The organism is Mucilaginibacter angelicae (assembly GCF_042434235.1).
In the GTDB taxonomy this organism is placed as follows: domain Bacteria; phylum Bacteroidota; class Bacteroidia; order Sphingobacteriales; family Sphingobacteriaceae; genus Mucilaginibacter; species Mucilaginibacter angelicae.
In genome coordinates this window covers 157,220-172,366 of sequence record NZ_JBHLTS010000019.1, presented here as the reverse complement: position 1 = coordinate 172,366, position 15,147 = coordinate 157,220, and the positions used below count along the sequence as shown (strand labels likewise).

Sequence of the window (15,147 nt, the reverse complement as noted above, 5' to 3'; positions counted from 1 at the left end):
CAGCCTACTTATCCAATCCGCCGCGACGTGTTGCTTTAATCTGTGCAGGCCATTTAATGCCTTCGGTTTTGGTGTTAACGGTTTTTTGCGGGTCTTCGCTGGCCATATAAGCCATAATAGCAGCTAAAATGGCATTGTTTTTCAGATCGTCAAAAATAACTTTATCATAAGTATCCCGGTTGGTATGCCAGGTATATGCCCCGTACGACCAGTTAAGCGAGCTCAAAGAAAAACCCGGTGCGCCAACTGCCACAAACGAAGCAAAGTCAGATCCGCCACCGCCCGGCTGGCCCGGGAAGTTTGTTTTGATCCTGTTTTTGATGGTATCGGGCACAGCGGCAAGCCACCTGCTTAAATAATCCTTAGCTTCAACAAAGCCCTGGCCGGTAAGGTTTACCACGCGGCCGGTGCCGTTATCCTGGTTAAACAAAGCCTGCAGCTTGCTAACAATTTCGGGGTGATCTTCAACAAAAGCGCGTGAGCCGTTCAGGCCTTCTTCTTCGCTGCCCCAGTGGCCTACCAGGATGGTACGTTTTGGGTGCGGATAGAATTTCTTTAATAAACGCATAGCCTCCATCATGGTTAAGGTTCCTGTACCGTTATCGGTAGCACCGGTGCCGCCATCCCATGAATCAAAGTGGGCACTTAACATCACGTATTCGTCGGGTTTTTCGATTCCTTTGATCTCGGCGATGGTATTAAATGTTGGTACCACGCCTAACTCTTTCGATTCGCAATGGATACTGATCACCGGTTTATTTCCTGATTCGCTCAGGCGGTATAACATACCGTAATCTTCCAGTGAAATATCAACGGTAGGCACAATTTTGGTATAGGCTGCAAAGATCTTATCAACCCCGAAACCAGCCGACCAGTTATTGGTCAGGATCCCTGCTGCTCCGGCATTTTCCAATGCTACAGGTAAAGTTTTATTGGTAAAGCCTGTTTTGCTGATGCGTTTTTTCCATGCATCGGTTTGGGCGGTACGGTCAGCCTTCATTTTATCAAACGATTCTTTCAGTGCAAACTCCTGCCAGTTATAATCAGGCCTGCCGGTTGGCTGGAGCATGGAGATCATTACAAACTTGCCTTTAACATTAGGCAGCCATTGCTGAAAAGCTACTGAATCGGCCACATCCGGCAAAATGATCACTTCAGCTGTGGTGGTTTTTTTACCCATGCCAGGGCTCCAGGCCAGTTGGGTGCCTTCTAATGATTTTACCCTTGGCGATACCATGTCAATATGCGAAATGCCGCGTTCCCAACCGCGCCATTCGCCCCATTTTTCATTTTTAGCCGGTATATCCCAACTTTTGTATTTAGCTACTGCCCAGTCGTTAGCCTGTTTCATTTGCGGCGTGCCAACCAAACGCGGCCCGATGCCATCAAACAGCTCATGCGCCATTTTCTCCAGTTGCGAGTTGCTGGTTTCTTCGGTCATGATGCTGTTAATAACAGGGTTGTTTGATTGTGCCGAAGCCATGCCGCTGCAAAGCAACATGCCTAAAACAAATGGCCTTGCCTTGCTCCAAAGGCTGCTGCCGGTATAATGGTAAATATGTTTCATAAAGTCTAAAATATAAAAAAGCGGTTGAGGTAATACGTTTTATCCAAAATGATATTGATAAGTAACATAATTATTGCAAAGGCTTATTTAAGTTTTTACTTTGGCAGCCTAAATCTTATCGAATGAAGGTACCTGTTTTATTGACACTTTTGTTACTAATGTTTATAGGCTGCAGGCAGGCAGAAAAGAAACCCATTAAGATAATTAAAACCGATACGCTGCAAAGTCTACCAAAAACGGCAACTGCTATTTCAGAGCCTGACGATAGTTTGGTAAGCGCTAACTGGAGAGATTCTTTGATAGACGACTATATAAAACGTTCGGACAATGATTTAGTAAAATTATCTCGGGGTGATACAGCTATCCATGAAGGATGGATGTTTGACCAAATTGAAAAGAGGGGTGCAGCCACTTATTTTGTTTATAACATAGGCCATGACAATGATACTGGCGCAGGTGTTGTTTACGTTTCCGATAGCTGGGTTTTTATCGATAGCTTAAGCAGGAAACTTTATGAGAGCCAACCCGATGAGAGCTTAAAGGAATGGAAACATTGATTTGAATTTGTTGTGGGTTTAAATTCTGTAGTATTGCTACAGAATTTGTTCTCTTAGGTTAAATTAGTGTTATAAAATTAACAATAGCTTTACATGCGGCCGGTTCCTTTGTGAAACTAATCAATCACAAATGAAAAAACAATTACTCAGTGTCATCGCGGCCTCGGCGGTGATCCTTTCTTCCTGCCATGATGATAACAAGGTAACCCCATTCAGCTATCCTGATATGGCTGAAGCTCAAAATCCAAAAGTGCTTTTCACTACGGCTGATGGTGTTAATGTTTACAACGGAGGATTTGGATCGGCGGTTGCGGCAGATCCAAAACAGAAAGATGTATTTTATCTGCTTACCGACCGCGGCTCAAATGTTGCCGGTCAAACAGCCAATTCAATTATTATTGGTAAACCAGATTTCGACCCTCAAATAGGTAAATTCAGGTTAACAGATGGTAAACTGTACCTGGAACAAACCATCGAACTGAAAAATGCTAACGGCGGGAAATTAAATGGCCTGCCGAATCCTGTAGGGATGGGTGCTTCGGGCGAGGTCCCTTTTGATCTTAGCGGAAACCAATTATCTGCAAGTGCCGATGGTATCGACTCGGAAGGCCTGGTTTTGGCAGCCGACGGCAGCTTTTGGGTCAGCGACGAATATGGTCCGCACATAGTGCATTTTGATGCCAGCGGTAAAACCATTGAGCGGATCAATCCTTTCGGCACCGGAACAGGCGGCCGTAAAATCCCCGCAGTATTTGCTACCCGCAGGGCTAACCGCGGTATGGAAGGTTTAACCATAACGCCCGATGGCAAAACATTGGTGGGCATGATGCAATCGCCAATGTATAATCCGTCTAAAGCAAAGGTTGCCAATTCAACTGTATTGCGCATCCTTACCTTTGATATCGCTACAGGCGCTACAAAACAGTACGTTTATCTTATGGACAATACTTCATTAACGGGAGTTAGCGACATAACAGCTGTTAATGCCACTACATTTTTAACTATTGAACGCGATGGTAATTTCGGCGGTGCACCAACCAATCCGGCTACGTTTAAAAGGGTGTTTAAAATAGATATCAGCAATGCTACTGATATCTCTGATCCTGCAAACAGCGCCAACGGTAAATTATATGGCACTAAAACTGTTGAAGAGCTTAACGACGAAGCTGGTTTAAAAGCTGCAGGTGTTACTCCGGTTACCAAAACTTTGGTGCTCGACCTGCTTAAAGACCTGCCAACTGTTTATCCGCATGATAAGGCCGAAGGTTTGGCTTTATTGCCAGGCAATATCCTTGCAATATCTAATGACGATGACTTTGGCGTTATTGACAATGGTAAGAATGGTTTCGCTGCTAAAATTCTGCCTGCTACCAACTCTGTAGACCGTAACAGGCTATATTTTGTAAAGCTTAAATAACAATCCAAAAATCAAAATATCATCAAAGCCTTCCGGTGTCACCGGGAGGCTTTTTCATTTTATCAGGTCCGGAAATTTGAATCCGGAGTTTTAAAAGTAAAAATTTATTTTATTGTTAAAATAACATTTATTCACTGATGTGAATTTAACATTGATATGTATTATTTTATCATGATTGCGATAATATATTGGCCTTAATTTTATTTTTTTTAATTTAACTAATTTATAATCAAGTGTTTAATGTTTTTTATGATGATTTTCTATCTGTGTTAAATTAGTACAAAAAACCACTCATATTGTATTACAATCGATTGTTGGCTCTAAGTACATTTACTTAGCATATCATCACTTCTTTAATAATTGTTAAAAAGTGATTAATCTGCTTCAAACCAATTTTAACAATTTAAAGTAAAATGTATGAGAGGAAAACTACACATCAAAAAAGTTGTGGCCTTCATCTGCTTAAATTTATCGCTCGCGCTGATAAGTTTTTCAGGTTATGCTCAAAGTAAACAGGTAACCGGTAAAATCACCGGCTCAGATAATGGGCTCCCTTTACCAGGGGTTACCGTAAGGATAAAAGGAAGTACACAAGCCGCCGGTTCTAAACCAGATGGTACTTACTCAATAACCGCAGGCAGTAATGAAACACTTGTTTTTAGCTTTGTTGGTTTCTTAAATCAGGAGGTTGCCATAAATGGCAGATCAGTTATTAATGTATCATTAGTGCCTGATAATAAAACCCTGACCGAGGTTGTTGTTGTTGGTTACGGTACCACCAAGCGTAAAGATTTAACCGGTTCGGTTAGTTCGGTTACTGCCGAGCAAATTGCTAAAGTACCGGTGACTGCTTTAGACCAGGCTTTGCAAGGCCGTTCATCGGGTGTACAGGTTACCAATAATGATGGTGCACCGGGCGGTGGTGTTAGTGTGCAGATCAGGGGTATTGGTAGTTTGGGTAATAATGATCCTTTATATGTAGTTGATGGTTATCCTATTACTGGTGGCCTTAACAATATCAATCCAAATGATATTGCTTCTATGGATGTGTTGAAAGATGCGTCCGCAACTGCTATTTATGGTGTAAGGGCATCAAACGGTGTTGTTATCATCACAACTAAAAAGGGTAAAAAAGATGGTGTGCAGGTATCGTTAGATGCATATGCCTCACTTCAATCTGAACCTAAAAAATATAAGGTGCTAAATGCACAGCAATGGGGTACTTTAGCAAATGAGGTTCATGCTGCCGAAGGCTTTACTGAACTGCCTGAATGGAGTAATCCATCATCTTTGCATAATGTTGATTGGCAAAACGCGGTTTATCGTCAGGGTTTGAAACAAAATTATAACCTGGCAATCCGCGGGGGGAACGATAAAATTCAGTCGGCCTTTTCTGCCGGTTATTATGATCAAAAGGGGATTGTACTTGGCTCGTTCTTTAAAAGGATTAACCTTGGTATGAACATCGATTATAATATCAACAATTGGTTAAAATCATCAACAAGCGCCAAATTTTCAAGGCAGAACACCAAAAATCCATTTGGTACAGGTTCATTGGCTCAATTAAGCGAGCTGATCCCAACGCTTGACGGCGGTAACAAGCTTACCAGTGAAGTTAAAGACTCAAAAGGCAATTATGGTTTCTTTAACCCGGTAAACATCTACACCAAAAGCTGGAACAACCCTGTTTACTCTATCGAAACGCAGGATATTAAAAATTTGCAGAACTACTTTTTAGGTTCTACCTCGTTAGAAGCTACGATATTTGATGGCCTGAAGATCAAAAGTAATTTAGGCATCAATACAAGCGATTTTTCGGGTTATTATTTTCAGCCTGAAGATAACAGGTCAAGCGAGCAATATAATTTAGGCGGCGCAAACCAGCTGAGTGTTTATTCGCAAAATGCAAGTAATACATTTGAGTGGCTTTGGGAAAATACCATTTCATACAGCAAAACATTTGGCCAGCACGCCATTGATTTTGTAGGTGGTGTATCTGAACAGGAAAATACCGGCAGGCAAATAGGGGGCAGTGGTAATAACCTGCCAAGTAATTCTATCCGCGATTTAAGCCAGGTGCAAAATCTTACTGCCTACGGCGGTCAGCAAACTTATTCGCTGGCATCGCAGTTTGCGAGGTTGAACTATAAGTTTGCCGATAAATATCTACTTACAGCTACAGTAAGGCGCGATGGTTCATCCAAATTTTACCAGGGGCATAAATATGGTACTTTCCCTTCAGGTTCGGTAGCCTGGAAAGCTAAGGAAGAATCCTTTTTAAAGAATGTTAACTGGCTTTCTGATCTGAAACTGCGTGGCAGTTACGGTACGGTTGGTAACCAGTCAAGTATCGGTCTTTTTCAATATTTAGCACGTTATACTTCGGGCGGCCCGGCCACTTCGGGTTCAAACGTTGGTTATCCGTTCGGCAAGATCTATCAGAGCGGTTTGGCACTTACCAACCTTGATAACGTTAACTTGAAATGGGAAACATCCAAACAAACCGACATTGGTATGGATGTAGCATTCCTGAACAACAGCTTAACTTTAACAGTTGATTATTATAAAAAAGACTCAAAAGATTTCTTGTTAAACCTGCTTACCCCAGCCCAAACCGGTTTTACATCGGCAACTCAAAACGCCGGCAGTATCAGCAATAAAGGCTTTGAATTTGCCCTGAATTACAGACGTTCAATCAGGGATTTTACCTATAGTGTGGGAGTAAACATTACTACCGTTAGCAATAAATTGGTAAGTATAAATAAGAACACTCAATTTATTACCAACCTGGTTAACCTGCCGCTTCCGGCAAACGGTTGGGCAACCTTTAGCGAAACAAATATTGGCCAGCCGGTAGGTGAGTTTTATGGGTATCAGTCGGTAGGGATCTTCCAAACACAGGCCGAAATTGATGCGCTGAACGCTAAATCACCCACAGGCCATTACCAGGTAGCCACTACGCAACCCGGCGACCGCAAGTTTAAAGACATCAACGGCGATGGCCAGATCACTGCCGACGACCGTACCAGCTTAGGGAGCCCGATCCCGAAATTTTACGGCGGCTTAAACATCGACCTGTCATACAAAGCGTTTGATTTTAACGCGTTCTTTTACGGCAGCTACGGTAACAAGATCTTTAATTACCAGGAACGTAACCTTGAAAGTTTCCAGGCGCCGGGTTTTGTGGGGGTTGAAAACGTTAGCCAGCAGTATTATGAAAACCGCTGGACACCAACTAACCCATCAAACCGCTTTGCAAGGGCTACCTACAATGATGACGTTAGCGCTAATAACGTAGCTTCAAGTGTATATGTTGAAAATGGCAGTTACCTGCGTTTAAGAAACGTTACGTTTGGTTATACATTACCTGCTGCACTCACCAAAAAAATGAGTGTTACCAAAATAAGGTTTTATATAGCAGCTCAAAACCTGTTTACCATCACCAAATACACCGGTCTTGATCCCGAAATTGGACAGGCCACCGGTACCGATCCGATTACAGGTGCTACTATCACAAACCCAACAGGTTCCGGTATCGACTTAGGTACTTACCCTTCATCAAAATTTTACACCTTAGGTTTAAATGTAACTTTCTAAATAAACATTTAACATAACAGTAAAGAAATGAAATTCAACAAAAAATATATATACGTACTTTCAGTTGGACTGGCAGTATTGCTTCCGCTAAGCTGTAGGAAAAACTTCCTGGATCAAACCGATTCACAGCACCCTACGGCAACAACTTTGTTTGATAAACCGGCCGATGGGATAGCCCTTGTAAACGCCATTTATGATACCTATCAAAATGCCGATCTGCTAAAAAAATCACTTTGGTATTACGCCAATTTTCAATCGCATGATTTTTTTAACTGGGGAAATGACAGGTTTTACAACACTTATGCAATCCCATCAACATTTGGCGCTATCGAGGTTTTCTGGACACGCGCTTATGTAGGTATCGCCCGGGCAAACTCGGCCCTGCCAATCATTGCAAAAATGAAAGCTAACGGTGTTTTGACCGCTGCCCTTGCCGATAGGCTTACCGGCGAAGTTTACTTTTTACGCGGCATGACCTACTATTACCTGGCAGCAAGTTTTGGTGGCGTGCCATTGGAATTGAAAGATGGTACCAACCTTGGTTTAACGCCAAGAAGCACCCAGGATCAGGTGTTTACGCAAGTAGTATCTGATCTTACAACAGCAGCAGGCTTGTTACCATGGAAGGATGCACTGGCCGATTCTGAAAAGGGCCGTGCTACTAAGGGAGCAGCTTTGGGCTACCTGGGAGCTGCACAAATGTGGCTGAAAAAATATGCCGATGCTTTAGCTTCATACAATCAATTAACAGGGAAGTATACCTTGTTGCCTAATTTTATTGATGTAAACGAATACGACAAGCAAAATAATGATGAGTCGCTTTTTGAAGTGCAGTTTGAAGTGGCAGGTACGCAAAGCTGGGGAGCAAGTAATGAAGTTGCCTGGATCAGCACCTTCGGCATGCCCGAGGAGGTAACCAATTTTGGTTATGATTATGCTAACTCAGCTTTGGCAAGTTCTTTCCAGGACGGCGATTTACGCAGGATTGCAACCGTAATTGGCCCTGGCGATGAAAATCCAAGCCCTGGTATTAAGGCCATTGGTGGTATTAAATCATATCCATTGGTTATATCAGGCTTTGCAAGTACCGACCCTGCTGTGAAAGCAAAATATACCGGTGATGACGGCAAAATTATCAATACCTGCGGTACAAAAACTCATCCTTGGGTAGGATCTGATAATACACAGCTTAGAACAGGGTATTACAATGAAAAATTCTGGAGAGATCCAACTCTTGTGGGCAACTCAGGCAATCAAACCATATTTGGGGCTCAAAACCAGGTGCTGTTACGTTATGGCGAGATTTTATTGAGTAAAGCTGAATGCCAGGCCCGTACAGGCGATGCTGCCGGTGCATTGGCCACATTGAAACAGGTGCGCGACCGTGCGTTTGGTGGCTCGGCTCCATTAACTTTCATCAGCGATGGCAAAACAATAACTGATCCTTTGCAAATGGTTTACAGCGAATACAGGCATGAACTATCAGGCGAGTATTCAACCTTTTATGATTTGAGAAGGGCTGGTGTGGCAACTGATTTTGTGAAGAGCGTGTATGGTGTAACCATCCCAACCGGTCGTGAATTGTATCCTATCCCTCAGTTTGAAATAGGCCTTAACCCTAATTTAACTCAAAACCCGGGTTATTAATATCGCCTGATTTAAGAAAAGGGTTTCTTCCAGCCGGGAGAAACCCTTTTTGCATTTTCCAGACGGGGAGAATTTTACAAACCGGTTTATTGTATTCACCTGACTTACTTTAAATTGGATATTGATAAAATATTCGTAATCGATTGCGTAAAATAATTATCTTGCGTTATAAATGTAAGGCCGACATTACTATGCGCCTTAGCCAATAAACCATATTATAATTTAAATCAATGCATTGTTTTAATCAATCTCCTAAGCTCTTCGGCAGAAAAAAGTTTTGGATAGCCTGTGTTTGCCTGTTGGGTTGCCAGCAACTCAGGGCGCAAAATGCGGTACCCCTTAATGATCTTTCTTTTTTCGATAACCCATCATCAAACTGGAAAATAGTGGCCAATGCACAGGCCGATATTGTGCAGGATGAAGTTTTAACCGTTAAAGATGGTAACGGAATTTTGGTGAACCTGCCTGGTAAAAAGGGCGCAAAGGACTTGTTTACCAAAGCTGTTTATGGTGATGCCGATCTGGAGCTTGATTATATGATGGCCAAAGGCTCAAACTCCGGCATTTATTTGCAGGGGCGTTATGAAATTCAGCTCTTGGATAGCTGGGGAACGGTAAACCCTAAATCGGGAGATAACGGCGGCATTTACGAACGTTGGGACGATAGTAAGCCTGAGGGACAACAAGGTTATGACGGTCATGCGCCAAGGCAAAATGCCAGCAGGGCACCGGGCTTGTGGCAGCACATGAAAATTTCGTTCCAGGCGCCGCGCTTTGATGCCAACGGGCAAAAGATCTCAAATGCTAAAGTGATTTATGTTTGGCTGAACGGTGTTTTGATCCAGGATAACGTAGAACTTGCCGGGCCAACTCGCGGGGCTTTTGATACTAAGGAAGCCGCAACAGGGCCGCTGCGTTTACAGGGCGATCATGGGCCGGTAGCCTTCCGGAATATCAGGATAACCAGTTATGATAAACCACATCCAATACTCTCAAGCCTAAAATACTGGGTTTACAAGGGTGGTGATATTAAAGGTGATGATTATAAAAAACTAAAGCCGGAATCGGAGGGGACTTCACCGGTTTTATCATCAAATCAAAGTAAGCTCAGCAATGATTTCTTGATTCGTTACACTGGTAATATTCAAGTTAAAGAAGCAGGTGAATATGCTTTTAAACTGAGTGTACCGGGCGGTAAAGGCGCATTTCGTATTAACGGTGCCGATGCTGTAACGTTAACCGAAAACCGGGGCGAAGGCAAAGTGCAATTACAACCTGGTGATCATCCCTTTGAATTGTTTTATTCAAAAACTGTTGATTGGGCCAAGCCAGCTTTAGGGCTTACTGTAGCAGGTCCCGGGATCCGCGAATATTTATTGAGCGATGCTAACGTAAGTAATAATGACCCTGTTGATCCGATATTGATCAATGCTACTTCAAATACCATTTTGCGTAGCTTCTCTGACCTGCCGGGAGGCATCAGGGTTACGCACGGCGTAAATGTGGGCAGCCCGGAGTTGTTGCACTACACTTATGATTTAGACAAAGGAATGATAGTAGAGATCTGGCGCGGCGGCTTTTTAGATGCTACCCCCATGTGGCATGACAGGGGCGATGGCTCATCGCGTCCGGCAGGTTCTGTTCAGTACCTTGGCAAGCCGGTACCTGCTATTGAAAAACTCAGCGACGCAAATGCGGCCTGGGCATTAGATACTGCAGGTACGGGATACAGGCCTAAAGGTTATGTTTTGAATGCCGATGATGTTCCTGCTTTTAAGTACATCATTTATGGTTCACCGGTAAATGATGCCAGCAGTGTGATGGAAAAAGGACAAGGCATCCACAGGGAAATAACCGTTGCTAATACTGTAGATGGTTTGTTTTATCACCTCGCTTCGGGTAATATCGAAACGCTTGGCAATGGATTATACGCCATTGATGATAAATCCTACTATATCCGCCTTGATGATGCAACAGGAGCTAAAGCAATAGTTCGTGATGCAGGAGGGAAACAGGAACTTATCATTCCCATTCAGAAGAAATTAACCTATTCCATCATTTTTTAAGCTGCCTTGATCATGAACAATACTTTAAAACAAATGATAAACAGGGGCACGTTTTTATTTACGCTTGTCATTATCGCGCTGTTAAGCGATATCAAAAATACCTTTGCCCAGGCTGAATCGCCTAAAGAGGATGATTTTTTTAAGATTATGAAAGTACCCGCGCCGGAAGGTACTATTCTGGAAGTTGGCGGCTTATGCACATTACCTAATGGCACTTTGGCGGTAACCACCCGCCGCGGTGATATTTTTATGGTCGAAAATCCAACCGGTCAGCACCCCTTCTTCCGTAAGTTTGCTTCGGGATTACATGAGGTTTTGGGCGCTGCCTGGAAAGATGGCGCTTTATACGTGGTTCAGCGCGGTGAATTGACCAAGCTGGTTGATACCAATATGGATGGCAAGGCCGATGTTTTTGAAACTATTTACGCCTGGCCGTTATCGGGCAATTACCATGAATATAGCTTTGGCCCTAAAATAGCACCTGACGGCTCTTTCTTTGTAACCCTGAATTTAGGCTTCCCGCCGGATTGGTGGCACCCTAAAAGCTTTGTGCCTTATAGGGGCTGGGCTTTAAATATCAAGGAGGATGGAACAGTTACCCCATGGGCAGCCGGTTTCCGTTCGCCTTGCGGCATCAGTATGATTGATGGCGAACTTTGGTATTCTGATAACCAGGGCGACTGGGTTGGTTCGGGCAGTATCATGCCGATTAAAAAAGGCGCATTCATGGGGCACCCTTCAAGCCTGGTTTGGACAGGTTTACCTAATTCACCGCTTAAACTCACCTCGGAGCAATTCTTCGCCAAAAACAATCCAAGGATCGAGTTTGATAAAAACGGGCAGCCGGTAAAACCGCAGGATGTGGTAAACGAAAAATTCAAAACCGAATTTGAGGCCAAAAAGGAAATCCCCGAATTACAGTTACCAGCCGTTTGGTTGCCTCATGGTATATTAGGCATTTCCAACTCTGAGATTGTTAAAATCCCGGAAGGTGCGTTTGGCCCGTTTGCAGGCCAGTTATTGGTGTGTGATCAGGGCCAAAGTATGGTCGACCGGATTTTTTTAGAAAAAGTTAACGGCGAATACCAGGGAGCGGCATGGGCTTTCAGGAGTGGCTTTCAATCGGGTATAGTAAGGCTGGCCTGGTTACCTGATGGTTCACTGGCAGCAGGTGAAACCAACCGTGGCTGGGGATCAGCAGGGGAGGCCACTATGGGCTTGCAGCGTTTGGTGTGGAACAACAAAGTTCCGTTTGAGATGCGTGCTATCCGTGCCATGCCCGATGGTTTTGAGATAGAGTTCACCAAACCGGTTGATAAAAAGGTAGCAGAAGATCTTGCTTCTTATTCGGTTGAAAGTTATATCTATAAATATCATGGTGTATATGGAAGTCCGCCGGTAAATACCGAAAAATGCCCAATAGCCGGCGTTAAAGTATCAGCCGATGGTTTGAAGGCTCGCCTGATCGTGAATAACCTTCGTAAATATTACATCCATACCATTACGCTTGCTGCTATCCGTGATAAGGAAAATTATTTCAACCTCGTTCATCCAACGGCTTATTACACGCTGAATAATATCCCCGAAGGGCAAAAGCTTTCCATGACGGAAGTGAGCACAGTAAACTCGGCTAAAGCAGCGGCTTCGGCAGAGCTAAAAAAAGGCGCGACTGGTAAAAAGGGCGCGGTAGTTAAAACTGCCGTCGGGTTAAATGCAATTCCTACTTATGCCGAAGTACAGCCTATTTTACTGAAAAACACTTGCTTGTCATGCCACAATGCAACAAAAAGGCAGGTTGGCCCGGCGTATGTGGATGTGGCTAAACGGAAATACAGCGTAGCTGAACTGGTGCAACTGATCCATAATCCTAAGCCAGAGCACTGGCCTGATTATTCAACGCCGATGCCGCCAATGCCGCAGGTTCCAAAGGACGAAGCCCGTAAAATAGCGTTGTGGATCAAATCGCTCGCCAAATAAATTAAAATTCAACAAGATCAATTGCTTTAAATAATGAAACGCAAACTTATTTTCACTGCTTTGTTAGCAAGTAGTTCATTAGTAACATTCGCGCAGCAAACTGCCAAACCGGAGGATACCGAGATCTGGTCGCCGGTGCCTGCTGTAGTCACCCCGGGTAAGACTCCTGGTGATGCACCTTCTGATGCTATTATTTTGTTCGATGGTAAAAATCTCGACGAATGGGCGGCTACCAATGATACCACATCCAGCCATAAATGGAAGGTTGACGATCATATTATCACCGTTGATAAAACCGCTGGCGATATCCAGACCAAACGCAGGTTCATGGACTTTCAATTGCATATCGAATACCGGATCCCATCAAACATAACAGGCAGCGGACAAGCGCGTGGCAACAGCGGTATTTTCCTGGCAGCACTGCCATGGGGAGCAAGCGGTTACGAACTGCAGGTATTGGATAACTACAATAATAAAACCTATGTGAACGGGCAGGTAGGAAGTTTATATAAACAAGCCATTCCGCTGGCCAATGCCTGCCGCAAACCCGGCGAATGGCAAACTTATGATGTGATCTGGACTGCTCCCCGTTTTAACGAGGATGGCTCACTGAAATCTGCAGCTCGGGCTACTGTACTGCACAATGGTGTACTGGTTCAAAATAATACTTCATTGATAGGAGATACCCCATACATCGGCAAGCCCGAATATCGTAAACATGGTGCTTCGCCAATAAAATTGCAAGCTCATGGCGATAAAAGTGAACCGATTAGTTATCGGAATATTTGGGTGAGGGAGCTGGGGCAATAATTAAGTTTCTATAAAAAACGTCATTGCGAGGTACGAAGCAATCCCCGACTTTACAGGGCGGATTTGCATAGCTCCTCTGCTTATTGGGGATTGCTTCGTACCTCGCAATGACGCGTTATTATTGTGGCTATTTTCTTCTTGCGCTCGTTTGTAACGAGCGCTTAATATGGTTTGGCGATTGTATCGCCTTTGCGTTACAAACGCAAACCCACGTTACGCACTCGTTACAAACGAGCGCGAGATATAACTTTAACTCACTGCCTTCTTCCCCTCGATATTAGGCAGCAAGCCAGTGAAAATGCCAATCAGCGGCAAATAAGCACAGATTTTAAATACATAATTGATACTGGTCATATCCGCTACTTTCCCTAATACCGCTGAGCCTAAACCGCCCATACCGAAGGCCAGCCCAAAAAACAGCCCTGCTATTAAGCCTACTTTTCCCGGAACCAGCTCGGTAGCATAAACTAAAATGGCTGAGAAGGCTGATGAAAGGATCAATCCGATAAATACGGATAAAACGCCTGTCCAAAATAATGATACATAGGGCAGGAGCATGGTAAAGGGTGCTACGCCCAATATCGAGATCCAGATGATGTATTTGCGGCCGAAGCGGTCGCCCAGCGGTCCGCCAAACAATGTTCCCGCAGCTACCGATCCTAAAAACAAGAACAAATAAATTTGTGACTGTTGGATGCTCAGGTGAAATTTATTGATCAGGAAGAAGGTATAATAGCTGGTGATACTGGCCAGGTAGAAATATTTAGAGAAGATAAGCACCAATAAAACGCCTAAGGAGAATATCACCCGTCTTTTTGAGATGTTGAGCGGGCCGGCTTCTTTAGCAATTTTGTTTTTTGCATTGAGACTTAAGCGTTCGGCGTACCACCTGGCTATTCGCAGCAATACCAGGATCCCGGCAAAGGCTATGAGACAAAACCAGATCACATTTGATTGACCATAAGGGATTACGATAATTGCAGCCAACAGCGGCCCGATTGCGCTGCCAGCATTGCCGCCAAGCTGAAAAATAGATTGTGCCAACCCTTTTTTACCGCCTGATGCTAAATGCGCTACCCTTGATGATTCCGGGTGAAATATGGATGAGCCTATCCCGATTAGACTTACAGCCATCAGCATGATATAAAAGTGACCGGCGAAAGATGCCAGTAATAATCCTGATAAGGTAAAACCCATACCAATGGCCAGTGAATATGGCTTTGGTTTTTTATCGGTATAAAGCCCTACAAACGGCTGTAAAATTGATGCTGTTATTTGATAAGTAAAGGTAATAAGCCCTATTTGAGTAAAATTAAGGCTGAACCGTTGCTTGATAAGCGGGTATATGGATGGTATAACCGATTGCAGCATATCATTAATAAAATGGGCCAAACTTATTGTAAACAAAATTGAATACACAGTTTGCTGAACCAGTTTTTTAGGTTCGGGGATGGTAATTGTTGGTGATGTAGATTCCATTAGCTGTAGATAAAATTATAAAACATTATA

9 protein-coding genes are annotated in these 15,147 nt (G+C 43.6%); 7 read left to right on the top strand and 2 right to left on the bottom strand.

The genetic code is table 11. The annotated features are described in order from the left end of the window. Positions 1-4: 4 nt before the first annotated feature. The gene (locus tag ACFFGT_RS08165; protein WP_377022025.1) at positions 5-1,567 is read right to left on the bottom strand and encodes a M20/M25/M40 family metallo-hydrolase; all 1,563 of its coding nucleotides are present in this window, start codon (positions 1,565-1,567) and stop codon (positions 5-7) included. 122 nt (positions 1,568-1,689) lie between these two features. Here ACFFGT_RS08165 and ACFFGT_RS08160 point away from each other — a divergent pair, with 122 nt between their 5' ends. The 7 genes from ACFFGT_RS08160 to ACFFGT_RS08130 all read left to right on the top strand — a co-directional run bounded on the left by ACFFGT_RS08160 (position 1,690) and on the right by ACFFGT_RS08130 (position 13,638). Next, positions 1,690-2,124 carry a hypothetical protein gene (locus tag ACFFGT_RS08160; protein ID WP_377022024.1) on the top strand — a complete coding sequence of 145 codons (435 nt, stop codon included), beginning with the start codon at positions 1,690-1,692 and terminating at the stop codon, positions 2,122-2,124. Positions 2,125-2,254: 130 nt separating this feature from the next. Continuing rightward, positions 2,255-3,541 (top strand): esterase-like activity of phytase family protein, encoded by a 1,287-nt coding sequence (locus tag ACFFGT_RS08155; protein WP_377022023.1) that lies wholly within the window; start codon positions 2,255-2,257, stop codon positions 3,539-3,541. A 417-nt stretch (positions 3,542-3,958) separates the two neighbouring features. Then, on the top strand, positions 3,959-7,138 hold the full coding sequence (locus ACFFGT_RS08150; RefSeq protein WP_377022022.1) for a SusC/RagA family TonB-linked outer membrane protein: 3,180 nt from the start codon (positions 3,959-3,961) through the stop codon (positions 7,136-7,138). 27 nt (positions 7,139-7,165) lie between these two features. Beyond that, positions 7,166-8,785: a RagB/SusD family nutrient uptake outer membrane protein gene (locus ACFFGT_RS08145; protein ID WP_377022021.1), complete on the top strand. Its 1,620-nt coding sequence runs from the start codon at positions 7,166-7,168 to the stop codon at positions 8,783-8,785. A gap of 230 nt (positions 8,786-9,015) precedes the next feature. After that, positions 9,016-10,851 carry a 3-keto-alpha-glucoside-1,2-lyase-like domain-containing protein gene (locus ACFFGT_RS08140; RefSeq protein WP_377022020.1) on the top strand — a complete coding sequence of 612 codons (1,836 nt, stop codon included), beginning with the start codon at positions 9,016-9,018 and terminating at the stop codon, positions 10,849-10,851. Between the two features lie 12 nt (positions 10,852-10,863). Next, positions 10,864-12,828, top strand: coding sequence for a hypothetical protein (locus ACFFGT_RS08135; RefSeq protein WP_377022019.1), 1,965 nt, complete (start codon positions 10,864-10,866; stop codon positions 12,826-12,828). 33 nt (positions 12,829-12,861) lie between these two features. Beyond that, a complete protein-coding gene (locus ACFFGT_RS08130; RefSeq protein WP_377022018.1) occupies positions 12,862-13,638 on the top strand; it encodes a 3-keto-disaccharide hydrolase in 777 nt (258 codons plus the stop codon). Positions 13,639-13,887: 249 nt separating this feature from the next. On the opposite strand, the gene ACFFGT_RS08125 is transcribed toward ACFFGT_RS08130, so the two are convergent. Then, the gene (locus ACFFGT_RS08125; protein WP_377022017.1) at positions 13,888-15,117 is read right to left on the bottom strand and encodes an MFS transporter; all 1,230 of its coding nucleotides are present in this window, start codon (positions 15,115-15,117) and stop codon (positions 13,888-13,890) included. Positions 15,118-15,147 lie beyond the last annotated feature (30 nt).